Here is a 24,632-nt window from a genome sequence, read left to right on the forward strand (position 1 = left end):
TGTATCAATCAATTCGGGGGGGGGTAATTCGTGTTTCCATAATCTCAGTCTATGATTTGAATATATTCCGGCTTCACCTCAGCTGAAACCGCCAGTAGGTCGGGAATAATGACGACAAGCTGCCGACCTCTCTTTTTTGCCACTTTTATGAAGTAGCCCTCCACCTGGTCGAACGGTCCGCCATGTACCCTTACTCTTTTACCTTTTTCAATGTTGATTTTATCTTTTTCCTTGTTGATTTCGCTGATTTTGTAGAAGTGTACCTCTTCATCTGCCTGCTTGCACACCTTGATGAAGTTGGTCATGTCTTCATCAGGTACAGTCAGATAGACAAGTTCTCCGCCACTTTTCCATGTGACAAACTGTAGGTCGTAATAATAATTGTGTTTGAAATCAACAATCTTCTGATGACTTGCATGCACAAACACCAGACTATGGATGACGGGTACCATGAAAAAGACTTTCTTGCCCTTGACAGTGCGAAGGACTTTCTGCTTGGGTATGAAATACTCTAAGCCATACGTTTCATTAGAGAGCCGATCTTCGGCAGTATTCTCGTTCTTGTAGGCCCGCATGACATACCACAGTATCTTATCCTTGTCCAATACATTCACCATACTGTTTTGACATGTGTTTTTTGAGAAAAGAACGTACTCATGGTTCATCCCGATATGCGTATCGGTCTGTATATCAGCAACTTTCTATGTGTTTCAACTACAATAGTCATCTATTCTCATCTTTCTGAGTCCACCCCCTGCAAAGCCCCTCTTTACGACATAAAAATTCGGTCGGAAAAGGTATGCAAAAGATGTTTCTCTCTTTAAGAGAAATATCGTTTTGCTAAACAGTTGATATTGAGGTATCATTTTATCGTAAAAGACATATTTGCTCAACAATTGCTTGACGGAAATCAACAAATTTTAGCATTTTTGTAAAAAAGTCGCTATATAATTTGGTGAATTGGAGTTATTTTCATATTTTTGCATCCCGAAGAGTTTCTCTTAAAGAGAGAAACACCTTTTTGCTCAACAATCCCCGACTTTTTTATTATAGTTGCGGTATCACACCGCAATACAATAGTTATAAATATTGAAATAAAGGTGCAGTGAGACGCTGCACCTCCTAAAGAGAATTGATGATGAGATTGTTGGCGTTGTCAACGACAGAGGTGTCCAATGAGGAGAGGTATATCTGTGTGGTTTTCTCGGAGTCATGCCCCAATGCCTCGCTGATAGTAGATACGGGCACGTTCTTGCTCTTGGCTATGCTTGCCCAGGAGTGGCGGGCTACGTAGGTGGTCAGGGGTACGGACAGGCCTATCATTTCTCCGATTTTCTTCAACTGCTTGGTGATACGGCTATAGGCATTCTTGTACTGTCTCCAGAATATGGCTCCCTCTCCTTTTGCTATAGGGAGCAGGTAGGGAGAATCATCTGTTTTGTACTTCGCCACTATCTCCTGCATGGCAGGTTCCCATTTGATGTGCAACTGTTGTGAGGTCTTCTGACGGCGGTAAATGAGCGTACTGCCATGCAGATTGCTTGGTGTAAGTTGTGCCATATCGATGAACGACATCCCACGGGTATAGAAACTGAACAGGAACATATCCCTTGCAAGCTCCAAACGGGGGTTCAGACTCAAGTCCAGCTCTTTCAGTTGCTTGATGATTTCCAAGGGGAGTGCCCGCTTGACGGTCTTGTCGATGCCGGTATATACATGCTTGAACGGTGAGGAAGAGATGACCAGTCCGTCATCTACGGCATGATTGTAGATGGTGCGCAGGTTGCGGATGTAGAAAGAGGTGGTGTTGCGGCACAGTCCGCTGTCTTTCAGCCACTGTTCATAGCCTTGTATCGTTGTCCCATCGACTTCCTCCAATGGCACATCGCCTCCTTTCAGGTAACGCTGGAGGCTGTTGAGGGTGGTTTTGTACCTTGCTACCATCCGCTTCTTGCCGATGCGTCTCAGTTTTTCGTTCAACTCCAGCGTATAGCCGATAATGCCATGTAATTCTTTTCCCTCATGGAAGTTGTCAACGACGGTGTCTGCTGTATATGACTGCCCTTCCTTGTCCAACCGTGCAATGACCAACAGCAGTTTCTTCCTGTCAGCATCCAATGTATCTTTCAAGGAAAGAAGATAGGCTTGACGTTGTGGAGTGACGGAAGTTGGCAAAATGATGTTTGAATGGTCCGCATCCCACTCTGAGGAATAGATTCTGTACTCTGTATGGATCTGACGTGCCACACGATTGTGTATCACCTGATAATACAGGCGACCCTCTTTCTCTTGAACAGATGATGTTCTGAACTTTAATTTGATGGATGCCATAATGCTCTGACTTTAACATTGAAATTGCAATTATTACCTTTATATATAATATAAGTGACAGACAAACAGGTATAGGAGGGATGGTGCCTCACCGCTCGGCATACAACAGCTGATATTCCACCCACCTCCGTTTCCTAATGGATGCCACTGCTTTTCCCCTCCATTTGCAATAGCTCAGATAGAGTGGCAGGATGTCCCTGTCGCCACGTTCCAATCGGGTGAGCAGGGACGCTTTCGGGTATCGTCCATTGCCTAACAACTTGGCTGGTCCAATCTGGTACGAGAGGGTGGCAAGCAGATAAGCATCCCTGCCATAACGGGCATATAGGCGCAGGTGCCGGAGGAGGTCTGTCCGTAACAGCAAATCTGCACGCTGACGTGTCAGTGTTTTCGGGAAACGCTCTCCCTTCTGTAGCTGGTGACCATAGCCCACATAGCCCGGTGTGGTCTTTGGGTCGTGCCAACCCTCGAAGTGTTTGGTAATGGCTACCATCCGTTCAAACAGTGCCCTGTCAATGGTTTGGCTTTGACAGGGCACGCTACAGATGGCCAACATGCTCAATAGTACGATGATGTATCTTCTCATTACATTATTTTATATAGGAGGTGCGATGTCTCACCGCACTCTAATCAATATCACTACATCATAGTGCGGAACTGCTGAATCTCTTTAATCATGGCTTTCACGTCCTCCCCAACCTGAACGAAGTTCTTGTAGAGGATGCGCTCTCGCTCTTCTTTCGACTTGAACTTATAGAACTTAGGGAGAGGGACATACTCCGATTCCTCCTTCTTTATTTCCGTCATATCGAAGTCGGTCTTGCAGTAGAACTTGGATGTCTTGAACTCCTCGCTCTCCTGGATGTTCATGCTTCCGTTCATCCCGGTCTTGGTGACTACGAAGTCACGGGCGGTCTGTCCACATATCCAACCTGTGGGCATATCGGAGATTTTGCTTGCAGGCACCAGGCTGTCCATATTCTCATTGAGGTTGATGGAGGTCTTGTCACGGTCGATGGTCACGCCCTTTTTGAGTTGCACTACTTTACCGAAGATGTCACTCGACAGCCATTCGAGGGTTTCCTTGGCTCTTGCCGAACCGCTCACCACATTGCCCACGGTGGTGATGATTTTCTGCATACCCACCTTGCCATAATCGGCTTCCAACTGCGGAAGTTCCTGAAAGCCAAGTGCCACGCTCACCTTGTTGCTTCGGGCTGTGCCTATCAGTCGGTCTATCTTGTGGAAATACAAGGTCGGCAACTCATCGACGATGATGCTGACAGGAACGTTCTTGCCCTGTCCTGTATTCACCCTCGTTACAAGGCGGTTGAGAATCAAGGCATTCAGTGCACCGATGATGCTCTCCATCTCGGGGTCGTTGGCAATGAGCAGATAACTTGGATTCTTCGGGTCACTGACCTTCAGGTCGAAGTCATCGCCGTCCTTGTGGAATATCCAGTAAGATTCCTTGGTGGCGAGACGGGAGGTATAGACACGTAGCGTGCCAATCATACCTTCCAACTGCTCCATGGCTTTGTTGGCAAAGGCAGTCTGGAACGGGCCAAGCAAGGGGGCTACCTCGTTGTCGGTCTGAAGTACCTCGAAGATGGTCTGATAACTCTCATTGAGGAACGATAGGATATGTGGCATGTCGCTGTACTTGCCCAACCAATAAGCGGGCTGCACCTCCGCGCCCGAATGGTCGAACACCCGTCCTGTGGGTATCAGCCTTTTCGTCTTTGGGTCTTCACGCCGCTCGGCAATCAGCATCTTTCCGTCCTTGTCGTAGGGCTCCTTGCCGTAGTTGCAGAAGAAATAGATGCAGGCGGCAAGGAAGTTGACGGCAGAGGTCTGGAAGAACTGGTCGCTGCCACCGCCGCCTTCCTTCTTGCCTTTTTGCAGGGATTCAAGCAGGGTCTCGGCGGTCTCGCTCGCTGCGGCAAGGTTGTTGATGTACTTCAACTGGATGGGGTTCACACGGCGCGAATACTCCACATCCACAAAGTTGATGATGTTGAACTTCATGCCATGGGGCATCTTGCTGTCCTTGGCATTCTTGTTCTTCAAGTAATGATAGTAGAGTTTGGTGGCGAGAGTGGGAAACTTATAGTCGTACACCACCATGGCAAAGCCCTTCTCGCTGTGCTGCCTGATAAACGGCTCGATGATGGAGAAGGTCTTACCAGAACCAGGAGTACCCACAACCCATGTGCCACGGAACGGATTGACGATGTTCACCCATCCCTTGCGGAACTTGCCCTTGTAATAATAGCGCATAGGGATGTTCACGCTGTACTTGTTCTCCTGCAACTCCCTGCATTGCTCAAAGCTCTCATTCTCGAAGTTGAAGCGGTCTTTCAGCAGCCCTTCCTTCAGGAACTTAGAGATATTGTCGAGGGCGATATGCACCAATACGACACCGACGATGGAAGTGAGCATATAGAGCCAAGTGTTCAAACGGAGGGTATAGAAACAGGGCATTATCGAATGACCGAACAGCCATACGGACTGCACAATCAGCAGCACTCCCGACAGCAGCGGATAGAGCACCTGCCTGCGAGCGTCAAACTCCAGATGCTTCTTGTTGCGCGTTCCCACACAGGTGATACATATCAGCAGGAACGTAGCCACCTTGCTATACACGAGGTTGCCGTCATGGTAAATCATCCACCGCTTGATGCGAGTGTGGATATCCGTCACTACGCCGCCCAAGAAGTCCAACTGCTCCGGCTCCAGTGCGTAGGCGAAGAACTCCATCAGGATGGAGACATAAATCACCGCCCTGAATATCTTGTAAAAACCCTGTAACTCTTTGCTTTCTTCCATTTACTTTACGATGATGTTGGGTGATAATGAGAAAAGATGAAGGATGCCACGGTGGACACCCTCCAATCCTCTTATGAGTTTTATTCGTAGCCGTTGATGGTCTTCTCAGACTCTACTGTCCACGGAGAAATAGTTGCAGATATGACCTCCAAGGTGTTGCGTACAGGCTTCAATGAATAGCTGTAGGAATGACCCGCTTTCCACGTGTCGTTTGTGAGGAATACGAAGTTCTCCCCATTGCTGAGTTGCAATGTCATGTCTGGCATAACCTGTGCAGGAACATAAAGCGTATATTCCATGTGGTCACTTTGTGGGTCGCCGAAATAATAGGTCGTCACCGACTCGTCACTGCATTCTACCTTTCCGGTCTTGATGTTGAAAGTACCGCTGTCAAAATAACCGACGAACGTGAGTAGGCTTCCTGCAAAATCATTGGTGGTGAAACCGTATTCTGGTGAGGTATAGACCTTGATGATGACACGCACCATCTGATGGGTGAAGTTCAATGTAAGGCTCGGATTGGCGTATGATGCCGCTCCACTGGCAAACAGAAAATCATTGACCTTCTGCTCACTCTGTACAGCTGCCTCCGGCACTTGGAACTCTATGAGGTCGTTGGTAGGATTTGCCGTATAGGGATAGTAGGCATTGAAGGTGTGAGTGTCTGTGTCCGTGAAAAACACCTTGTTGGCTGACACAAACTGATTCGTGCCGCCGCTTCGGGTGAACTTCATATTGTTGATCATCCCTGTGGAAGAGATGCCAATCATATCATTGAGTTCCCACTGGTTGTCAACGGCTCGTGTGGAAACGGCAGGTTGCAGCATCTCCAGATTGGTGAATACCTGAAGCTGCTTGGTTGATGTGCTGTCGGTCACGACCACAGAACCTCCGCCACCGGGCAGGTAAATCTCATTGACGATGTCTTGGTCACAGGACGTGAGGAGCATGGCTCCAAGTCCCAACATTAGAAACAAATTCTTTTTCATGCTTTTTCTTTTTTAATTGTTGTACTTTGATGATGATACGGGTGATACTCGATGTCTGTATATGGGCTAATCCATAATCGTGATGATGGGTCTCGCCTTATGCGGCTGCCACTTGGGAGTCTCCTGTATGGCACCGCTTCCCAGTGAGTAAAGCCATGCCTTGGCGGTCGCTTGTCCTTCTACCTCCGTTGAAGTCCAATACCAACAGTCATCATCCTCATCGGGGATAGGTGTGCCGCCGCATTTCAGGATGTATGGGTTGATGATGTCCTTGGCATGATAGAGCAGACGCATCTGTGCCACACTGGGGATATAGGCACTTTGCCCGTAACGCCACATGTCGAAGACACGCTCAGCCAAAGGCGACTTCACATCGGTCGTGCCATAAAGGGCAAAAGTGTTCTTGTTGCCGTCGTAGGCGGTGAGGTCACAGGATGTGTCCTGTTCCACACCGATACTGTCAGCAAAGGCTTCGGGAGCGATGTCCCACAGATAGACGGCATATCCGTTTCCCTCCATTTCTTCCCTCTGATTGACGTTGAACACCACTGCAATGGCTTGCTTGCACGATTGCTCGTAGGTTTCGTAGGGCATCACCTTGCCGTCAGTGGTCAAGATATGGGTGACCTTCATGGCTGTGTCGGGAAAGTCCTGATGCTCGTCACAGGCAGTCAGCAACACCGTTGCCGCAACTGCCAAGATTGAAAACAGTTTCTTCATACGCATAGTCATTTTACAGGAAGTTTCACACCCAGGACAATACCCGTTCTGAACAGGTCTTCACCCTTGATCATCACATCGGTCTTCACCTGCCAGAAGAGCTTCCAGCCGTGTCTGAGTGTATAGTTTTGCTCATAGCCGAGGTGGATGCCACCCAAGAACCTGTCAGTATCGCTACCTGCCGATGCTCCTATGCGCATGTTGCCATGGTGGTTGCGTCCTCTTGCCACACAGGGCTTATAGGCAAAGCCGAAACCATAACTGCGGTAGTTGTTCCAAAAACTCTCAGGACAGACATGACCGCACGATGCGCACTCGTTCCACTTGATATATCCGTTTGCAAAATACTCCCACGCATTGTGGTACTTCGTCTCATACTCGTAGGACAGCGTCACGTCCAGTCCTCGCTCATACAGGCATCCGAACCCCAAGGATATGCGGTCGCTATTCTGCTGCGCCATTGCCGGAGTCATGCTTGCCATAAAACAGATGACAACGAGTAAGGTATGCACAAGCCAATTCCTCACTCCTAATTCCTCATTCCTAATTCTCATTATTCCTCCTCCAACAGTATATGGTTAAACGAATCGGCAGACAGCACATCCTCATAGTCGATGCTGAGCGAGATGGTGCGTCCACTTATCTGTTTTTCCGACAGCTCGATGGTCAGCACCTTGTCGTTGGGGAAGGTCATCTTCTTCACCACAATCACGTTGCGATAGCCATACTTGAAGGTCTTCGCATCGTCCAACACAAGAGATGGGGTCAGTTCCACTATCTGCGCATTGGTAGCCTTGCTCTGCTTCTTGTCCGATAGTTTGATGCGCATCTCGTCGATGTCGAAGCGGATGTTGGTCTTGTTCTCCACGGAGAAGTCGATGAAGAAATATTCGCCCACGCTGTAGATGTTGTTCAGGCGCATTACCATGCGGTGCATCTTCGTCGCCACGTTGCGGTATTTGGCAGACGATGACCATATCTGACGTGCATACTTGGTCATGTCGGCAGTGGACAGGCTTACAGCGGGATTGTTGTAGGCATTGCGCTCCGAGCATTCTATTTCCTTATCGGTTACTGCCTCCTGCATCCTCGTGGTATAGAGCAGTGCATACTGCGTGCGGTAGCGTTCCGTCACGATTGTCACTATCGCCAACACCTCACCGTCGGCATACACGTTGTCCTTCGGCTTCAGGCGGATGGTGTTGTTGATGGGTTGGTCGCCCACCACCTTGTCTGTGGATATATCGACAAAGCGGATGGGTTCGGAGGCGGTGATGACGGTGGTCACTTGGTCGTTGACCGTCAGCTGCTCCATCTCCATGTAGGTGGTCTGCGCCTTGGCTGAAAGCACGCTCAGCGAAAGCAATGCACAGACATTCATTTTCTGAAAACAATTCATATTAGTTGATTTTTTGATGTTTATACTCTATGAGCCACCGTTCCCGACAATTCCGTTGTCGGGCAGTGTCTATTTCCTTTTCTCTTTCCCATTTACAAGGTAAACAAACGTCCCATACTTCAGCTTCACTTTGTTCTTCTTGATAGCCTTGCTGATGGCATTGCTTGTCTTCTGGTAGGCATTGGTCACGGCTTGCATTCCCCATTGCGAGAAACTGTTGTTCGCTCCACTCTGGTCGATGTTCATGTTGCTCTGCATAGCACCGCTCGCCACATCTTTCGTGGTCTCACGGAACTGGCTGCCGGGGACATACAGTCCCTCCAGTCCGTCCGTGTCATAAAGCGAAAGCGAAACCTTTATCAGCTCGTCATCCACAAGGATGGAGTTGATGCTACCCTTCACTCGCTGCGAACCGAAACCGCTCATGGTGGCATAGAGGTACGACCCTTTCTTCACCACGGTCTCACCAATCTCAATATCGTCCAACAGTCTCAGCCGCACCCTCGACCCGTCCGTAGCCTTCACGTCCTCGTCAATGATGGCCTTGATGAGCTTTGGCTCATGCTCGTTCTGCGTCAGGGTGTTGAAATAGTCCGAAGTCACCTTCACCTTCTTCACCACCTCCTGTGCCTTGTCCTCCTCGTCCAGTGCCTTCACCGCCTTGCTGTCCTCGGCAATCTGACCTTTCACCTCAATCTGCTCCTTGGGAGGCCCAGCCTGTGTGGTATCCTGGGCCACGGGGGCAACTGCCGCCTGTCCTCTCAGCCTCGCTTCGGCGAGTGCCTTGTTGAGTGCTTCGAGTGCTTCCGCTTCTCGCGCCTTGGCATCGGCCACTTCGGCTGCATCGTCCTTCTCTTCTGCCTGACGGACGAGTTCCGCAAGGTCTTCTTCTGTGTACTTGGATTCATACGCTTCTTTCTCTTCTTCGTTGTCACGCTCAATGTTATCAACAGCCGAATAGTCTGCTATGCGACCATACGACTTCGCCATGTTCTCATACTTGCCACCGATGCCGTCACCATTCTTAATCTGCGCTCCGGGCAGGTTGGGGTTCAGAAACTCGGTGGTCTGCAGGTTCTTGTCCTGCGTTTCCGCCACCTCCGTATTGAACATGTCAAAGACAAAATAGCCTGTGGCAATCAACGGGATGTACACGATGGCTGGCAGCATGTACTTCGGCTGACGGAAGTTTATCTTATCTGTTATTCTCATCGCTGTCTGATTTTGATGTTACTGACTTGTCTCGATTCTCCTCGTTGGTTCGATGCGTCACGGGAGGAGTGATGCAATGGGCTGCATTCATCATCTGCTTCATGCGCCCTTCCTGCCGCTCGATGGCACTTGCAGCCTCCGTCCGATGACCGTAATACCGCACCATCCTGTAGATGTTGATGCCGAAGCACGTGGCGACAAAGCCGAAGACGATGACGAGAAACAGCGTCTTGTGGGCATTGGCAAAGCCTTGCACCTTAGCCGCCGCACGGTCTATCCTCGCGGTCTTGGCAAACTTGCGCCCTGCCGCCACCTCCTTCTCATACCGCTTCTTGTACTTGGGGTCGTTCTTGTCGGGCATATCCTCGCCCACAAGCATCCGTCTGATTCCTTTTACACTCATACCGCTAGGATATTAGAAGTTTGACTTCGACTTCTGCTCAATATCCTTGTTGAGCAAGGTTCTCCAGTTCGTGATGAGCAGTCCATGAGGATTGTTCTCCGTCCTCGGCACGCGCTTCACCTGTCCCGCCGTCACCAATTCACGCATCAGAATATTGCTCCTTCGCTCTATCCTTTGCCTACCGTAGTAGGTGAACTCCATCTTCTCCTTGTTGAACTTGATGCTGTCGCAAAAGATGCTGAACACGGCACTCGTACCCATGATATTGTTGTAAAAGCCCTTTTCCTTCAGCGTATTGTACTGCGCCAAACCAGTTTCATCGACCAAATACATCGCCTTCTCCATCGAATAGCGGATGTACTTGTCATCGGGAGCAAGCGTAAAGAAGTAATGGTGGAACATCTCGATATGGCTCTTTGCCTCCACATCCAGCGTTTCCTCCATCGTGGTGCGGTTCACCAGTATGGGCACGTTGCCGTCCAATACATACACCTTTTGCTGCGCGTCCGTCACCATGCAGCGCGCCGTCCAGATGCTCGACACCGAGATGATGATGCAGCCCATGAGGAACGCAGAGCAGATGATGCCCACCAGCTTGATTTTGTTTTCTAAGTTCTTGATTACCATACGTTACTGCTTGTTTGAGGTCTGATTTCTCTTCATTCTCACATATTCACGGTGCAGGATGGTGTATATGTCCTTCTCAACTTCTTCCACCAGTTTGGCGTAATACTTGATGCAAGCCTCTACGTAGATGCCTTCGTATTTCAGTTGGATCCACACCCACCAGATGTCACGTTCACGTCTCCGTCGATTTCTGTAGATTTTGGCACGATGCAAGCGATAACTCAGGTAATCTACCATAGGCACTACATACTCGTCGTTATCCTCAAAGCCTTCTGCCATCTCCTCATACTGTGGGTCGATGTAGTTGTTTTCGGAATTGAAAAACTCTTCCTTTGCACGCTTGTTGGCAAACGCCATGAATTTCTCATCTTTGAGCCAACGCTCAATTTCATTTTTTGCTTTCATTTTTCTTGATGGTTACTTTTATTTGTTTCAATAGGAGGTGCGGTGACTCACCGCACACTCACATGTTATCTCATCACGGTCGCCATGGTTCCCGTAGCCGTCATCTTGGCTTGTTGTGCCACGCCCTCGCCGAAGTTTCGGGTTGAGAAGGCGGTGTCGCCCTCTGGTATCATCCATGCCGCAAGGTCGGGCACGAGGTTCAGGCATTTCAACGCCACGATGCTCGCTGCCATCAGATAGCCTGCCGAGAAGAACGAGTTTTGCAGATAGGCTGCCATCGTCTGCTCACTGGCGGTGATGGCCGTCAGGTTCTCTACCTGTATGCAGAGCACAATATCAAACAGCAACAGGACGTAGAAACCGACGAAGTAGAGCATGGCTCCGTAGAAATGAACTGTCAAATAACGGGTTAGCCACTTCGCCCACGCTCCTTCCCACTTGGGCAGCAACGAAAATGCCCATTGTATTGGACCGAATATAGTGAGCATTCCGAGCAATATCTGCTGACAGTATATCGTCGCCCACCAACCGATGCGGAACACGATCAGGGCTATCAGCATCACTATCTTGTCGATGCCCACCACGGCCCCTGCCGTCAGTGAGGTGAACCACAGTTTGCTGGCATCCTTCTCCATGTTGGTCACTTCGTCCACGCCCGTCTGCTCCATCGTCGCCTCTATCAGGTTGGGGTCTGATGTGCCCTTATGCGCCACGTCTGCCTGTGCCTGGAGGTCAGTGTACATCGAGTCCCTGACATATACCAACTGCTGCACCTCCTCAAACTTGTCGGAAATTTGGGTCGCCTCTGCCTCATAGAGGTCGTGGGTGTAACTGCCGATGCAATTGGGAATATAGGATAGAAAATCCAATACGCACCAGCTGCTGCCGCTGTTGGTCATGCCTGTGTCAGCAGGTGGGTACCACCAACAGAGGATGATGCTCACCACCAAGGGCTTGAACAGTTTCATCACGTCCAACGGTTCGTTCTTCACCATCATCTTGTAGGCCATGCTTGCCGCCACGATGATAGAGAACAGTGCCGCCAATGCCATACACATTTGGAGGATCCACCAGAACGGCCCTTGTGAGCCTGTGAAGGTGGCATCGGTCAGGAACTCGTTGGTCTGGAATATCACATCGTCAATCTCCTCTTCGAGGATGTTGATGCCGAAATCGCTGAGTATGTTGTCTGCCATCAGTGCCTGGTTCTATTGTTGATAATCTCTTTGATAAACTCTATGCCTTTCGGTGTCCATGACAGATAGAAGTGGTAGAAGCAGCGCATCCTGCCTGTGACATATACCGCAATGCCCTTGTCCTGAAGGTCTTCACGCAGTTTCCACATTCCATATTCCTTGGTGATGATGCCTTCCTCTTTGAGGGTCTTCACAATCTTGCCGTAGTAACTTCCGACATATTTGTGAAGCTTTGACATTGAAACTACCTCTAAATCAGATGGCATATAATGCTCATCAACGATGGGTGTCCTGCCGATAACGCTGATTCGCTTCGGCATCCTTGACATCTCCAACTGCCACTTGCCGTTTTTCCTCTTGGCGGCATAGAGACGTAACTGTATTTTTGATATTGATTCCATAGCTATTTCTTTATTTTATGTTCTTTCGATAACAGGAATGACTCCCACGCTCTTCAGTTTCTCATAGAGGAAGCGGCGACCTTTCTGTGTCCATTTGGTGTTCATGCGCACATCCTCCGTACCGTCCTTGTGTTTAATGAGGTAGGTCTCGCTGGTCACATAACCGCAGTCCTTGTAGTCGGCATACAGAATCCACTGCTTGCCACGCTGATACTGGATGTTCATCTCCTTCAGACGTCGGTTGAAGCGGATGGACGACTCGCCATAGTCCTGTGCTATCTGTGTGACCAGGACACTGCTCTTCGTGGCAAGGATGATGTCAAGGTAACTCACCTTGTCCTTCATCTCCGTCACCTCCTGTTGCAGGTCATCCACCTTGGATCCCAACTCAACGATGCGTGTCCTTTGGTGTTCACACTCCTGTTCGACAAGCAGACGCTTTTGTCGTTCTTCCTTCAGATTGACTGCTAACCGTATCAGGAAGTCTGGCTCTGCCAATGCCTTCTCGATGGTCTGCTGTGTCATATAGGCACCATGCTTGCGGATAGAGGGGAGCACCTCCGATGTCACCCACTTGCGGAAACGTTTGGCTTCGGGTTTGCGACTGTCAAGGATGACATCATACAGTCCGTCTTCATTGATAAAGTTTGTAACCTGTTCTCTTCCAAGACTATCCGAGATGGGGTACTTTGAAAGTACATCATCCGAAAGTCGTTGTACCAACTTGCTGGTTTTTAGTCCAAGAACTCTTGCCACATCAGCCAAACAGAACAAGGGTTGCTCTGGTGTTCCTGTGGTTCGGACTGCTCCAAATTCCTCGTTGTTGAAAATCTGAATATCGTTCATATCTCTATGCTGTTTTGTGATTATTTCTTCTCTTCCCTTATTTCTATCTGTTCACACTTTCTTCACCCTCACCGCTGTTGGCATCATCGCCGTCAGTGCCTGTCGAGCTCCTCACGCCCTTCATGTTTTCCTGCCAACGGCTCTTGGCATCGCTGATGATGCTGCCTTTATGTACTACACGGTCGTTGGTGGCTGCCAAGAGGGCGGTAGTCTGGCTTTGGGTGTTGAGCTGCACAAGGTATTTCAGTAGTGTCTCGTTCTGTGTCGTCAGGTCGGCATAGATGCTAAGATACTGCCGCTTTCTCTGTGCATTGGGCATATAGGCATCCTTGGTGGCTTTCACGGCACACTGGTACATATTGTACAGTTCCTCCCACCGACGCTTGTCGTTGATGGTGCCTCCTGTAGGGATGATATGGTCTATGTTCGCCTTCATCTTGTCCAACTGACCGTTGATCTTGCTGCTTTCGGCAAGCCAGGCGAGGTCTATCTGTCGGTCGGCTACGTTCAAGGCTTCCACCTCAGCACGCTTGGTGAGGGCAGAGTCTATCTTCTCCGCATCATCTACTTGGTTGTAGAGGTTGATGCCGGCAAGAGTGCGGAAACCTAACTTGTTCTTCTCTGCCGCTGTCTTCTTATAGTTGTTATGTAACAGCCAATAATAGAACTCAGGGGTGAGAGAACCGCCACCTGTCTCCATCACCGTTATCTGGTTCTGCTTGGAGGAGTCGTGGTTGTAGGTCACGCTCTGGGCTGTGGCTTTGATGGTGGTTGCTACCGCCATGATGAGTATCATTGTCTTCTTCATGTCCGTTCTTCTTTTGTTTACAATCCGTCAATAGTCAAGTTTTCCTGCCACTTTCCATCGGCTGAAGGCATCTTCCAGTATCTCTTCCTTCGTCCTCGTCCGATACACCTTCTCCTTCCAATAGCCCATGCGCAGCTGCACATACCGCCATGTCTGGAAGTAGGCTTGGTTCAGATGTTTTTCTATCAGGTCCAACGAATTGTTGATATTGTCCAACACCATCAGCAGGTCGGAAGTTGAACAGGCTGCCGCTCCTGTGGCATACAACACGAGGTCGTTGACGCTATGGTAGAGTTGGCTTCCTTCGTTGTATATGTTGTCGATGGCTTTCTTGTTGATGCTGATGAGCATCGTGTCAGCCAGTTCGATGTGTTTCCGCTTGATGACCTTATCATTGAAGTCCTCCAACAGGTTCTTGTAGTCACTGATGCGGTCGCTCACCGTCTGGTAGGTGCTCTTCACGTTCAGCACCGTGCGCAACGACTGGTACATCACATCGATGATGTCGAAGGCCCGGGTGTATTTGTCCAAATCCACATTCAGTTCCTTGTATTTGCCCACCTCTTCACTGCTGTATTCATGCAGCAGTTGATTGCTGTACTCCAAAGTGCTGCGTGCCAGCAAGAGGCTGCGCTGCTTCTTGTGGTCGTTGATGTATGCTTCCACCGATACCGCATCGAATCCCCATTGCGCCAAGGCTGTATTGGGGAAGAGGGTAATCAGCAGGAGAGCTATGATGATGGTATGTCTCATTCTCCGTTCCTCCCTCAGTTTTCGTTCTCGTTATCTTCACCATTCCCTCTGTTAGGGTCTGCATTCTCTCTCCATCGCTCGTAGCACTCTTCAATGAGTGTCCTTCTGCGACCTTGGTCTGCGTCGATTGAAGGAAGAATGTCCTTCAGCACGTCAATGATGCTGCGCTTGTAGTGCATCATTTTTTCTAATGATACCAAGTCGGCGTAAATCTTGGTGATACGGCTATCTACTTCACGGGCTATCTCCAGACGGTCGCTCGACCAGAGCAGGTGTATTACATCGTCATTGTCGGCGGTCTGGGTTGCCTCGCTCTTGGCATATTCTGTGGTGATGCTGCACGACGGGAACTCCTGGGCTATCTCCGAGATACGGCTGTTCACCTGCCTCGTCTTCTCCTCGTCAGAGGCATTCGGGTCAAGGGTCAGCACATCCACCACCTGTGTGTCGGTGTATTCCGAGGTCAGCTCCCACGATATTTGCAGTATCGCACGGTGTATCTTGATGCCAAGGAAGTACTTGGGCTTCCTTGCAATGGACAGTGTCGCCTTGAAGGTGATAATGCCGTTGATGTTGGGCATGGTGGCAGTTCGGACGTAGGTGTAGCCGTTCCACGAACCGGCACCTTGCCACGTGAGATTGTAGGCTGACTTCACATCCTGCATGATGGCAGGGATGCGGTAGTAGTCATCGGTGGAGGTGGCATTGTCGTTAGCCGCCTCGCTCTTGGCATTCTGTATGTCTGCCAACTGCTGCTGCCATGTCGCCAATTCCTTCTTCAGGTTGTCTATCTTCGTCTTGTTGACATTATGTTGCTGCCGCAAGGCAGGGGCTTCCTCCACAGAGGCATTGGCTATCTGCGTGAGCAGGTTCCTGTTCTCTGTCTCCAACTGGCTTATCTGCGCCTCCAACAGGGCTATCTTGCTATTCGCCTCACGTTCCTTCTCGTCCAGTTCCGATAGGTCGAGATTATTTTCTGATACGCTTGTCCTCATGGCGCATTCCTTGCTGTGGGCATTGAGCGAACCGCCGCACTCACGGCACTTGTACTGCGTGCTGCCCTGTCCGAGGGTGACACCGTCCGAACAGGTGACGCTGATGGTCACGCTCTCCACGCCCTTCAGTTTGGCGGCATCGGTGGCTTGATAGTAACGGCGTGCGTCACTGCCGATGTAATAGACATAGCCCTCCTCGTTGTCGTTATACTCCGAGAGACGTGCCTGCAACTGACGCTTGAAGGTATTCAAGTCCATGCTGTAGGAGTCGAAGACATCCTCATACACCTCTTCCACGTTGTTCCAGCTCTTGGTAACGTGTATCTCGTAGGCGTAGGCCTTCTTGGTCTGCTTGCCGCCACGGCTGATGATGTACGACGACATCCAATAGTTCATCGTATAGGTGAAGCCGTCGCTCTGGGCGTTGAGCTGCTGCACACGGCTGCGGCTCCATCCGGCATGGTTCTCCGAGTTGGCCAGTATCTGCTCTCGCTGCGTGCTGTTAGGGTAGAAGTTGGGGTCGGAGGTGTTGATACGATACCAATGGTCACCGTTCAGAATACTGTTGTCATCGGTCGGCGGATAGTAGTCACAGAGGCTTACGCTGCCTTGGTCTCGTCGGGCAATGTACCAACGCTGTGTATAGTAGTTGCCCTGCGTCTCGCTCAGATAGTCTGTCATCCACGAGGTGATGTTGTAGTTGGAGAGGTCGAAGAGGGCTGCCACGTTGTCCTCGCCACCCACCAGACTAAGGAGTGTGCTGCCGATGCCGTTCTCTGCCTGTTCATAGAGGTCATGGTAGTTGTCATAGATGTCGATGATTTTACTCACCTTGCCATTGAAAAGGTCGTTGAAGGCACTCTGCTGCAAGAGTGCGCCTGATGCCCCGTTGATACCTGCCGTCGCCAACGATGCTCCCATATTGTAAAGCGTCTCGATGTCGGCGGTGAGGTTCTCCACGGTGAAGTTGCCGGGCACACTGGCGATGTCATCCAACAGCTGCTGCCAATCTACATTGCCTATCTCCGAGAGTTTGAGGATGGCGGCTATCTCTTGGTTGATTTCCAAGAACTGAATGTCGGCAAAGGTCAAGCTACTGTTGGTCACGACACTCTCAAACTGCATACACAGCGACTTTGTGTCGGCGCATATCTTCATCAGGTAACTGCCCCAGTAGAGGGCGGTCTGCGGACTTTTCAGCATCATTCCTGCCACCGTCCATATCTTGGGCATAATCTTGTTCGCCACCATATTGTGGATGCGGCGGTAATAGTAGTTCTCCGTGCTACTGCTCCAAATGCCGAGGTCGGTGAATGCCTTGCGCTCCAAGAACTTGGCAGCGAAGATGCCGGCAGTGGCAACCTCTGCGGCATTGTAGTGCTTCAAGATTTCGCCCACCTGCTCGTTATAATAGCTCTCTGCCATAGCTCCAGCACCGAATGCGGCAGCCATGGCGGCAACGATCTGCTTGTCGTAGTTCACGCTGTAATACTGCGCATGAACCCTTCCCACGACAAGTGTAAGACACATATATATTATAATAAGGTATAAACGTCTCATTGCTTCACTACTTTACGTTTTTACTACTTTCAGTTTCTACTATTCCACTACTTTACTACTTGTAGTATTTACTATTGGTAGTATTCACTACTAATCGTATTTACTACTAATCGTAAATACTACCCAGCCACCGTTCCCGAAAGTTTTGCTTTCGGGCATCTGGGCTTTACGTCTATTCCGGGATTTCCGTTTCCATCAATCAGCCCCCGTGCTCGCCGTGTCAGCGGCGAGTGGCTCCATCGTCCGTCAAATTGAGCACATGCCCCGCCTCATTGACCTTCTGCGCAAATGCCAACGACTTCCCGATGCCACTGGCATCCCAATCTCTGCAATACCGCTCGATAGCCTCCTGATGTCTGCACTTCAGTTCATGCTTATAGAGTTTCAATGCCTCCTTCTCAGCTCGCTCGGTGGTGTAGGTCATATAGCACTCGTGCGGCTCCTCCACACCATACACTCCGCTCGTCGATCCACGTCGGATAAACACCTCACGGAAGAAACTTCTTCCCTCCTTGTTATCCAAGCGGTTGACAGTGAATATCTTCTTGCAATCCACATCCGTCAATCCTAATATCGCCTTGATCTCGTCGAATCGCTCACGAAATTTGCTTTGGTCGAGCAGCATCACCACGTCGGAGTTGTTGATGATGGCTTCCTTCACGATGGGACTGCCGATGATGTCCTGTATCTCCTGTGTCACTACGCCCACGCTCGCCCAGAACTTTCGGGCTGTCTTGTGTAGGCTAAGCACCCAGCGCCTTATCATATTTCTATGGTAGGTTTCCAAATGCTCGCCCCCGAACCGGACTTACACCTCTCAGCGTATCCGGCTCTCCACTAATTTCAGTCTATCTTTCCGTCATGTATCTTCTTGTGACAACTCCTGCACACGGCAATCGTCTTGCGTTTACGGGCAATCATGTGTCGTTCCCAGCTTTCCTTTCCCTGCAAGTTCTTTAGTTTCCTTACATGGTGCATAACAAGGTCGTCTGTCGCTCCACATAATTCACACTCACGGGCTTTCAGCCTTTCAACAAGGCTTGTCCGCCCCGCAGTATAAATTGTTCGTGGCATAATGTCACATTCCGATTTATAGGTGGGCTTCTTTCGTTTGAAGCCACCGTCGTAAAAGTATCTTTCCTTTACACCAGTTTTAGTCATGTGCGTTACGATAAACCTACCGTTCTTACGATATTTCTTGTTTACCTTACGTGTTCGGCACTTATATTTGCCTGCAAACGTTTTGTACATGCTGTATTCCATGATGTACTTGAAATTATTCAAGGCATGGGCGCAGTTGTTGGCTATGGAGTAGTAATTATAGAACCCCACGATTTCCCGATTATAACTATCAAGGATTTCAAGGTCGTCATTGAATATCAGTCCCGATTTACATTTCGGTTTCCATATTTCCTTTCCGTTACGGTTTGTCAGTTCCAATACTCCCCAATCGAAAAGTTTTTTACGGACTGTTTCCGTACTGACATTCAAGCAGACCCTTTTACCATAGGTTCTTCTCAATCTACCCCGTTTATCCCGTCTTTGGTCATTGGACTTTCTTACAGTGATTTCATATCCGAGAAACTTGGCCGGTCTTTCCGTGTGAGTGACAAGTGTCTTTTCATCGGACAGCTCCAATGCCAGTCTGTCAGCAAGGAAGTTTTTAATATCTTCTTTTATCTGTTGCGCATCCTGCTTGCTTCCGATAATTCCCACAAGAAAATCATCTGCATATCTTGCATATTTCATTCTTCTGTAATCGGCATCCATTTCTTCGCCGTTGGGATATTTAGCCCGTCCTTGTTCTATTGCTTTCAGTTCAAGGATTAGCTTTGTCCTTTGCCTTTCGTCTTTTACGAACTTCAATCTTCGCACAATACGTTTTCTTGCATTGCCAAAGTCCATACTTTCTCTACTGAATTTTCGTTTCTTCCCTTTGTCGAATTTGGCTGTGTATTCCTTTATATACTTATCCAGCTTGTCAAGGTATATATTAGCCAATATCGGGCTGATGATACCCCCTTGCGGTGTGCCACTGTAAGTATTGTGGAATTGCCAGTCTTCGATATATCCCGCTTTCATAAACTTGCGTATCAATCGGATGAAGCGTTCATCCGCAATACGCTCCAAGAGAATGTTTATCAATACATCATGGTTTATATTATCAAAGAAGCCTTTTATGTCTCCCTCCACAAACCATTTTGCACCATTAAACTCCTTTTGGATATGAGTTAATGCAGTATGGCAGCTTCGATTGGGACGGAAACCATGCGAGGTGTATTCAAAATTTCCCTCGTATATGGCTTCCAGTACCATTCTTACTACTTCTTGTATCAACTTGTCATTGAAAGTCGGCACGCCAAGAGGTCTTTTCTTACCGTTTTTCTTCGGTATGTACACCCTCTTTGACGGTTGGGGCTGGTACGTTTCATCTTTTAACGTATCAATCAACTTTTCAATTCGTTTCAGGCTCATGTTGTCAATGGTCTGACCGTCTGAACCTTTAGTCATGTTACCCTCTTTAGCGTAGATACGCTGATAGGCAACGTAGAACATTTCCTCATTGAACAAAATTCTGTAAAGACGTTCAAACTTATAGCTTGCATCCTTACTGTGTTCTGATAGACTGTTTAATACTCTTTCTGGACTTCTCATAATGTCTCTCACATTTTCCGTTAATTGTATTAATAATTAGCTGCTTCCCTTCGCCATGTACAAGGCGTTACCTTGCTCAAACTACTATGGAAGCTCCGTTACCACTCCGAATTTTCATAGGTCGAACCTAATAGCCTTTCGGCACTTCGGGATAGGTAATCCCCGTTTATTACATCGTAACTGTTGGCATGATAGATTGTCGGATACGACTTCCGTCCTTTACTCGCTTACTGCGGTTGTGTCGTGATAAGTTCTTGCTACCTTCATTCCTATACACTGAAGTAGTATCACGATATGGCGATTGATAGTTACCTTACGCCATAGCCTCAAGGGGGACCATTCGGACTATCGTTCAATCAATTCGGACTTTATCCTCATATCTATCTTTTCATCTCGCCATTCAGTCGCAGTTTGGTAACTAACTGACTTATGACTTTTCCGACATGCTACACTCCCTGCTCGGTTAAGTTTTCCCGAAACAGATAAGTCGGCTGATGATAGGTCATTTTCAAAGAACACTTTCCTAATCTCTTGCCAAAGAGATATTTACGATGCAACCTTTACGGGCGCACATAGGTACTTGATGTACTCGGCCATCAGCGGCGAGGCGATGGCTTTCCATGCCTCCTCGATGACAAGGCACTTGCGGTTCTTCTTCAGGCGCATCTTCTGCAGGAACACGTCCATGATGATGAGCGTCACGATGGGGAAGAGCTGCTTGTTCTCCTTGATGGCATCCACCTCGAAGACGATGAAGGTCTCGTCGAACAAGGTGCTATCCACGTTCTCGTTGAGAATCTTGTCGTACTTGCCGCCACGGTAGAAGTTTTGGAGCATATAGGCGAAGTTGTCGCAGTCGATGGTGGTGATGTTGTTCTCGATGCAGATCTGGTCGAGACGCTCACAGGCGAACTCATAGAATGAGTCGAAGGAGAGGGTCTTCACGCTCAATGCCATGCGCCGTTCCTCCAGTCCCTTGATGAGTTTCTCCACCTTGTCGTGTATCTGCGTCAGCTCCGTGCCGCGCCGCTTCTCCATGGTGGAGAGGTTTTTTCTCAGTGTCTCCTTCTGTGAGGAAGGATAGGGCTGCACACCGTTGAAATAGAAATCGTAATACTCCGTCACCAACTGCTCCACGACACGGAACTCCAGTTCGGGTATCTGCGTCTCCGAGCCTTTCCATATCAGCAGTATCAGGTTCTTCAGGAAGTCTATCTTCTCAATGTTCAGCTCCCGCTTGCTGATGTTGAAGGGGTTCATGGTGATGGGCTTGTCCTCCGTATAGGCGATGTACTTGCCGCCCACATACTCGCAGAGTCCCTCATACGAGTTACCCGTATCGACCATGACGATGTCGGTGTTCTGCTCCCACAACTGACGCACCACGCTGTTCATGTGGAACGACTTGCCGCTGCCCGAAGGACCCAAACAAAAAAAGTTCGAGTTGTCGGTCAGCTTCTCCTTTCCCTCCTTTCCTGTGATGTCGATGGCTACGGGCACACCTTGGCGGTCGGTATAGTATATCTTCAGCGGGGTGTCCTCATTATGCACGATGCGCTCCTTGTACATCAGACAGGTGGCGGCATCGCCGAGGGTGAGGAATCGGTCGTAGTCGGCATTCATGCCATAGCAGTTGCCGGGGAAAGAGTTGACGAACAGCTCCAACTGGTTGTAGGCCCGCTTGCTGATGTGGATGCCCATGCGCGAGAAGGAGTTTTCGAGATGGTTGGTGCATTTCTGTATGTCGGTGTCGCCGCTCACTGCCACCACGAGGTTGTAGTGGGTATAGACGAGCTGCTTGCTCTCACGGGCTATCACCTCCTGCACACGCTTGATGTCCTCTACAGCCATCAGGTTGCTGGGGTTGGGCATGGAGGCATGGCGGTTTTTCTTCTTGTCGAGTAGGGCAAGCTCACGCTTCTGGTTGGGCACGAACACCATCTGGTTGAACACCACGCAGTCGGCTCCGGGCACGCTATCGACGATGCTCACGAGATCAACGGGCATACTGGTGTTGTTCACCTCGATATTTGCGTAGGGACGGATGACCGACGGCAAGTTGGCATAATCCACATCCACAAGGCTATACACCTTGCAGCTACGGTCCCCCATGCCGATGGTCTCGTCATCGACCTTGAAGTTGGTCATCGACACCACCTTGTCACGGAAGTTCATGGAGAAGAAACGGTCCACATACTCGCAGGCTTCCGTTTTGCCGAGGAATCGGGACTTCACGCCGGCATCCCTCAGCTGGTCGTGCACCTTGCGTATCTTCACCAAGAAGTCACGCCATTTCTTGTTGTCGAACGACATCAGACGGCTCTTCTTGTTCTCCTGTGTGATGGTGAGGTAGCAGACGCTGTCGGTAAAGGGTCTGCCGTTGAAATAGCGGAAGTAACTCTCGCTCAGGAACTCATGATTTCCACCGTTCTCTTCCTTGAATGCCTTCCTCACAAACACGTCCTGCTTGTGCAGCGCATAGCCTTCGCCCAAGGTCTGGGCAAGGGCGGCGAAGAGGTGGGTGAACTCATAGTAGGCCTCGATGTTGGCGGAATACTTCTGCACAGGGTTCTCCATCTTCAGAACAGCGGAGTATTCGCCCGTCTTGGTATAGAGCACGCCGATGCCATCCACTTCCTCGATGGAGAAGTAGATGTCCTGGAAGATGCGCTTGCGCTTCCCTCCCGTGCCGAATGCCTTGACACTGATGGCCATGCCCACGCAGATGGCTGAGAATATGAGTATGATGTATAGGGTCATTGTTCTTTTTCTTTTTTAATCGCAAAAAGGCGGGCGCACCCTCATGCGTGATGCCCCCACCTCCATTCACTTACAATCATTGATAGCTTTCCACTTGGACATAATGGATTCTCTTTTTTGTTTTACACTTTCTTTGAATAGGCATAGATGAATATGCCGTTGTCACTCTTCTTGCTGTGCAAGCCCTTGCGCTGCTTCATGACGATGAGAACGCCACCGACAGCTACGGCGAGGACTAGCAGCACGAGTCCTGCCACGAAACCGAAGATGCAGTAGCCGAGGATGAAACCCGCAACGGCTCCTCCTGCGGTGGCTGCCGCCCAGTAGATGTAGCGTCCCTGCAACCCGAAGAACTCCAATGGACGTTGCAGTCCCTTGAAAATGGGATAATCCGGAAAACGCTCTTGCTTTGTATCTGCCATAACTGTCAGTGTTTTAACGTTCTACATACTCACAATCTCACGCTGCGTTTAACCTCCAATGCCGAAGAACAGAGGCAGTGCCTGGGCTGCTGCAATGAGGAAAATACATGCGCCGACGACCATCATGATCTTCTTTTTCACGTCCTGTTCCTCGTTGTTCATGGCGATGTAAACGCTTATGGCTCCGACAATTGCAACGACACCTGCAATGGCATAGCAGAGCTTCACCACGATAGGTACATACTTGGCAATCTCCTCCGTCACTGTGGTAAGCGCGGTCGTTCCTGCCGAGTAGTCGCCGGCTGCGTTCTGTGCCATTGCTGCGGTGGTGCCGACAAGCAACATCAGGGCGAGCGTTTTCATGCGCTGTGAAGAGAAGAATCCCTTCACCTTCTTGTTAATCCTTTCAAACATTCTTTTTACCTTTTAATTTGTTACACTTTGAGTTATCTTATCTCGTATCACCTGTATCTCAAATCTGATAACCGAAGAAAGCGGGGAAGACGATGGTCGCTCCTATGAGGAACAGGCAGGCTCCCACCAGCATCATGATGTTCTTCTTCACTCCTTCTTCGCCCGTATTCATCTTTATATATATCTGCAAGGCGCTGACTATGACCACGATGCCCGCCACTGCATAGCACAGATAAACGATATAGAGCATCATCGTCACGGCATAGTCATGGGCACTCGCAAGTGCGTCCGCTCCCCAGCTGTAGTCCACGTTGCCACACTTAGCACTGGCCAGAGCTGGGGTTAAAGCGGCATATAATGATAGAAATGCACTTCTTGTTTTTGACATCATATCTCATTATTGAGTGATTCCACCTTGACCATGTCACGTCCATTGTGACGAAGACCGCGGGCGATGATGGTGTTGTTCAATTCTTCCGAATACATGGGGTCGGAATAGGTGGTATTCACTTCCTCCATCTTCTTCTCGATTGCGCTTTGTATCTTTTCAAGCACATGAGGCTTGCTCTCTTCCGCAGTGGCGGCTGCCTCCTCTGTAGGCTCTGCAAGCTGCTTCTCCTCGTAGGCTGTCTCATATTGGTTGTCGCCTACGCTGAAACCACCGTCGCTCTCGCTGACCGCTATCGACTCTTCCTCGTCGGTCATGTCACTGACATCAAACGACTCGCCCTGTGACTTCTCGTCCTTGGGCTTTCCGTACAGATCCTGCACGATGATGACCGTATAGTAGATGACATAGATTATGGTCACGACAATGGCGAATATTACAAATGACTTCATATTTTCAAGTTTGATTTTACTATGGTTTGGCTTATTGCCGATGCAAAGGAACTACCTTTTCTTCAAT

At 49.4% G+C, this 24,632-nt stretch carries 24 protein-coding genes and 1 pseudogene; all 25 read right to left on the reverse strand.

All coding sequences use genetic code 11. The annotated features are described in order from the left end of the window. Positions 1-44: 44 nt before the first annotated feature. The 25 genes and pseudogenes from HMPREF2794_RS02835 to HMPREF2794_RS02955 all read right to left on the reverse strand — a co-directional run bounded on the left by HMPREF2794_RS02835 (position 45) and on the right by HMPREF2794_RS02955 (position 24,565). Entirely contained in the window at positions 45-617 is a 573-nt protein-coding gene (locus HMPREF2794_RS02835) for a UpxY family transcription antiterminator (RefSeq protein ID WP_008021340.1), read from the reverse strand. A gap of 505 nt (positions 618-1,122) precedes the next feature. Beyond that, the gene (locus tag HMPREF2794_RS02840) at positions 1,123-2,331 is read right to left on the reverse strand and encodes a putative resistance-associated DNA invertase (RefSeq protein ID WP_005816149.1); all 1,209 of its coding nucleotides are present in this window, start codon (positions 2,329-2,331) and stop codon (positions 1,123-1,125) included. An 88-nt stretch (positions 2,332-2,419) separates the two neighbouring features. Continuing rightward, the gene (locus HMPREF2794_RS02845; protein WP_005816141.1) at positions 2,420-2,917 is read right to left on the reverse strand and encodes a lysozyme family protein; all 498 of its coding nucleotides are present in this window, start codon (positions 2,915-2,917) and stop codon (positions 2,420-2,422) included. Between the two features lie 53 nt (positions 2,918-2,970). Beyond that, positions 2,971-5,160: a type IV secretory system conjugative DNA transfer family protein gene (locus HMPREF2794_RS02850; RefSeq protein ID WP_005816140.1), complete on the reverse strand. Its 2,190-nt coding sequence runs from the start codon at positions 5,158-5,160 to the stop codon at positions 2,971-2,973. Between the two features lie 80 nt (positions 5,161-5,240). After that, positions 5,241-6,149, reverse strand: coding sequence for a fimbrillin family protein (locus HMPREF2794_RS02855; RefSeq protein ID WP_005816138.1), 909 nt, complete (start codon positions 6,147-6,149; stop codon positions 5,241-5,243). Positions 6,150-6,215: 66 nt separating this feature from the next. Beyond that, complete coding sequence (locus HMPREF2794_RS02860) at positions 6,216-6,869, reverse strand: Lcl C-terminal domain-containing protein (protein WP_005816136.1); 654 nt, start codon at positions 6,867-6,869, stop codon at positions 6,216-6,218. Positions 6,870-6,877: 8 nt separating this feature from the next. Further along, positions 6,878-7,423: a hypothetical protein gene (locus HMPREF2794_RS02865; RefSeq protein ID WP_005816135.1), complete on the reverse strand. Its 546-nt coding sequence runs from the start codon at positions 7,421-7,423 to the stop codon at positions 6,878-6,880. Beyond that, positions 7,423-8,268 (reverse strand): conjugative transposon protein TraN, encoded by an 846-nt coding sequence (traN, locus tag HMPREF2794_RS02870; protein ID WP_005816133.1) that lies wholly within the window; start codon positions 8,266-8,268, stop codon positions 7,423-7,425. Before traN ends, HMPREF2794_RS02865 begins: the two co-directional genes overlap by 1 nt. Positions 8,269-8,337: 69 nt before the next feature. After that, complete coding sequence (gene traM, locus HMPREF2794_RS02875) at positions 8,338-9,480, reverse strand: conjugative transposon protein TraM (protein WP_005816128.1); 1,143 nt, start codon at positions 9,478-9,480, stop codon at positions 8,338-8,340. Continuing rightward, on the reverse strand, positions 9,464-9,883 hold the full coding sequence (locus HMPREF2794_RS02880; protein ID WP_005816127.1) for a hypothetical protein: 420 nt from the start codon (positions 9,881-9,883) through the stop codon (positions 9,464-9,466). Before HMPREF2794_RS02880 ends, traM begins: the two co-directional genes overlap by 17 nt. Before the next feature lie 12 nt (positions 9,884-9,895). After that, a complete protein-coding gene (traK, locus tag HMPREF2794_RS02885; protein ID WP_005816126.1) occupies positions 9,896-10,510 on the reverse strand; it encodes a conjugative transposon protein TraK in 615 nt (204 codons plus the stop codon). A gap of 3 nt (positions 10,511-10,513) precedes the next feature. After that, entirely contained in the window at positions 10,514-10,915 is a 402-nt protein-coding gene (locus HMPREF2794_RS02890) for a hypothetical protein (protein ID WP_005816123.1), read from the reverse strand. Positions 10,916-10,980: 65 nt separating this feature from the next. Continuing rightward, positions 10,981-12,111, reverse strand: a complete 1,131-nt coding sequence (locus tag HMPREF2794_RS02895) for a hypothetical protein (RefSeq protein WP_005816122.1) — start codon at positions 12,109-12,111, stop codon at positions 10,981-10,983. After that, the gene (locus tag HMPREF2794_RS02900) at positions 12,111-12,512 is read right to left on the reverse strand and encodes a hypothetical protein (RefSeq protein WP_005816121.1); all 402 of its coding nucleotides are present in this window, start codon (positions 12,510-12,512) and stop codon (positions 12,111-12,113) included. The genes HMPREF2794_RS02895 and HMPREF2794_RS02900 overlap by 1 nt, the downstream gene beginning before the upstream one ends. A 15-nt stretch (positions 12,513-12,527) precedes the next feature. Then, on the reverse strand, positions 12,528-13,358 hold the full coding sequence (locus HMPREF2794_RS02905) for a phage antirepressor (RefSeq protein ID WP_005816120.1): 831 nt from the start codon (positions 13,356-13,358) through the stop codon (positions 12,528-12,530). A 43-nt stretch (positions 13,359-13,401) separates the two neighbouring features. Further along, positions 13,402-14,166 (reverse strand): DUF5045 domain-containing protein, encoded by a 765-nt coding sequence (locus tag HMPREF2794_RS02910; protein WP_005816119.1) that lies wholly within the window; start codon positions 14,164-14,166, stop codon positions 13,402-13,404. A gap of 27 nt (positions 14,167-14,193) precedes the next feature. Beyond that, complete coding sequence (locus tag HMPREF2794_RS02915) at positions 14,194-14,919, reverse strand: hypothetical protein (RefSeq protein WP_005816118.1); 726 nt, start codon at positions 14,917-14,919, stop codon at positions 14,194-14,196. A 14-nt stretch (positions 14,920-14,933) separates the two neighbouring features. After that, positions 14,934-17,474, reverse strand: coding sequence for a hypothetical protein (locus HMPREF2794_RS02920; RefSeq protein ID WP_005816117.1), 2,541 nt, complete (start codon positions 17,472-17,474; stop codon positions 14,934-14,936). Positions 17,475-17,694: 220 nt separating this feature from the next. Beyond that, complete coding sequence (locus tag HMPREF2794_RS02925) at positions 17,695-18,225, reverse strand: TraG/VirB4 family ATPase (protein WP_117722843.1); 531 nt, start codon at positions 18,223-18,225, stop codon at positions 17,695-17,697. Between the two features lie 92 nt (positions 18,226-18,317). Continuing rightward, positions 18,318-20,129 (reverse strand): reverse transcriptase/maturase family protein, encoded by a 1,812-nt coding sequence (locus tag HMPREF2794_RS02930; protein ID WP_004318718.1) that lies wholly within the window; start codon positions 20,127-20,129, stop codon positions 18,318-18,320. A gap of 573 nt (positions 20,130-20,702) precedes the next feature. Continuing rightward, positions 20,703-22,889 (reverse strand): annotated as a pseudogene (locus HMPREF2794_RS02935) (conjugal transfer protein TraG); the annotation flags it as partial. Between the two features lie 122 nt (positions 22,890-23,011). Next, positions 23,012-23,311 (reverse strand): DUF4133 domain-containing protein, encoded by a 300-nt coding sequence (locus HMPREF2794_RS02940; RefSeq protein WP_005816074.1) that lies wholly within the window; start codon positions 23,309-23,311, stop codon positions 23,012-23,014. Positions 23,312-23,359: 48 nt separating this feature from the next. Continuing rightward, the gene (locus HMPREF2794_RS02945) at positions 23,360-23,725 is read right to left on the reverse strand and encodes a DUF4134 domain-containing protein (RefSeq protein ID WP_007837354.1); all 366 of its coding nucleotides are present in this window, start codon (positions 23,723-23,725) and stop codon (positions 23,360-23,362) included. 58 nt (positions 23,726-23,783) lie between these two features. Beyond that, the gene (locus HMPREF2794_RS02950; RefSeq protein ID WP_005812854.1) at positions 23,784-24,116 is read right to left on the reverse strand and encodes a DUF4134 domain-containing protein; all 333 of its coding nucleotides are present in this window, start codon (positions 24,114-24,116) and stop codon (positions 23,784-23,786) included. Then, on the reverse strand, positions 24,113-24,565 hold the full coding sequence (locus HMPREF2794_RS02955; protein WP_005812857.1) for a hypothetical protein: 453 nt from the start codon (positions 24,563-24,565) through the stop codon (positions 24,113-24,115). The genes HMPREF2794_RS02950 and HMPREF2794_RS02955 overlap by 4 nt, the downstream gene beginning before the upstream one ends. Positions 24,566-24,632: the final 67 nt, after the last annotated feature.

The sequence above is a fragment of the Bacteroides sp. HMSC067B03 genome, from assembly GCF_001811315.1.
Lineage (GTDB): Bacteria > Bacteroidota > Bacteroidia > Bacteroidales > Bacteroidaceae > Bacteroides > Bacteroides faecis.

Excerpts from the sequence above, each read along its gene's own strand:
- HMPREF2794_RS02890 (WP_005816123.1), bottom strand. The coding sequence starts at position 10,915 with ATGAAAGCAAAAAATGAAATTGAGCGTTGGCTCAAAGATGAGAAATTC.
- HMPREF2794_RS02900 (WP_005816121.1), bottom strand. The coding sequence starts at position 12,512 with ATGGAATCAATATCAAAAATACAGTTACGTCTCTATGCCGCCAAGAGG.
- HMPREF2794_RS02955 (WP_005812857.1), bottom strand. The coding sequence starts at position 24,565 with ATGAAGTCATTTGTAATATTCGCCATTGTCGTGACCATAATCTATGTC.
- HMPREF2794_RS02915 (WP_005816118.1), bottom strand. The coding sequence starts at position 14,919 with ATGAGACATACCATCATCATAGCTCTCCTGCTGATTACCCTCTTCCCC.
- HMPREF2794_RS02860 (WP_005816136.1), bottom strand. The coding sequence starts at position 6,869 with ATGAAGAAACTGTTTTCAATCTTGGCAGTTGCGGCAACGGTGTTGCTG.
- traK (WP_005816126.1), bottom strand. The coding sequence starts at position 10,510 with ATGGTAATCAAGAACTTAGAAAACAAAATCAAGCTGGTGGGCATCATC.
- HMPREF2794_RS02905 (WP_005816120.1), bottom strand. The coding sequence starts at position 13,358 with ATGAACGATATTCAGATTTTCAACAACGAGGAATTTGGAGCAGTCCGA.
- HMPREF2794_RS02945 (WP_007837354.1), bottom strand. The coding sequence starts at position 23,725 with ATGTTTGAAAGGATTAACAAGAAGGTGAAGGGATTCTTCTCTTCACAG.
- HMPREF2794_RS02855 (WP_005816138.1), bottom strand. The coding sequence starts at position 6,149 with ATGAAAAAGAATTTGTTTCTAATGTTGGGACTTGGAGCCATGCTCCTC.
- HMPREF2794_RS02835 (WP_008021340.1), bottom strand. The coding sequence starts at position 617 with ATGGTGAATGTATTGGACAAGGATAAGATACTGTGGTATGTCATGCGG.
- HMPREF2794_RS02865 (WP_005816135.1), bottom strand. The coding sequence starts at position 7,423 with ATGAGAATTAGGAATGAGGAATTAGGAGTGAGGAATTGGCTTGTGCAT.
- traN (WP_005816133.1), bottom strand. The coding sequence starts at position 8,268 with ATGAATTGTTTTCAGAAAATGAATGTCTGTGCATTGCTTTCGCTGAGC.
- HMPREF2794_RS02920 (WP_005816117.1), bottom strand. The coding sequence starts at position 17,474 with ATGAGACGTTTATACCTTATTATAATATATATGTGTCTTACACTTGTC.
- HMPREF2794_RS02850 (WP_005816140.1), bottom strand. The coding sequence starts at position 5,160 with ATGGAAGAAAGCAAAGAGTTACAGGGTTTTTACAAGATATTCAGGGCG.
- HMPREF2794_RS02880 (WP_005816127.1), bottom strand. The coding sequence starts at position 9,883 with ATGAGTGTAAAAGGAATCAGACGGATGCTTGTGGGCGAGGATATGCCC.
- HMPREF2794_RS02895 (WP_005816122.1), bottom strand. The coding sequence starts at position 12,111 with ATGGCAGACAACATACTCAGCGATTTCGGCATCAACATCCTCGAAGAG.
- HMPREF2794_RS02845 (WP_005816141.1), bottom strand. The coding sequence starts at position 2,917 with ATGAGAAGATACATCATCGTACTATTGAGCATGTTGGCCATCTGTAGC.
- HMPREF2794_RS02950 (WP_005812854.1), bottom strand. The coding sequence starts at position 24,116 with ATGATGTCAAAAACAAGAAGTGCATTTCTATCATTATATGCCGCTTTA.
- HMPREF2794_RS02930 (WP_004318718.1), bottom strand. The coding sequence starts at position 20,129 with ATGAGAAGTCCAGAAAGAGTATTAAACAGTCTATCAGAACACAGTAAG.
- traM (WP_005816128.1), bottom strand. The coding sequence starts at position 9,480 with ATGAGAATAACAGATAAGATAAACTTCCGTCAGCCGAAGTACATGCTG.
- HMPREF2794_RS02840 (WP_005816149.1), bottom strand. The coding sequence starts at position 2,331 with ATGGCATCCATCAAATTAAAGTTCAGAACATCATCTGTTCAAGAGAAA.
- HMPREF2794_RS02940 (WP_005816074.1), bottom strand. The coding sequence starts at position 23,311 with ATGGCAGATACAAAGCAAGAGCGTTTTCCGGATTATCCCATTTTCAAG.
- HMPREF2794_RS02910 (WP_005816119.1), bottom strand. The coding sequence starts at position 14,166 with ATGAAGAAGACAATGATACTCATCATGGCGGTAGCAACCACCATCAAA.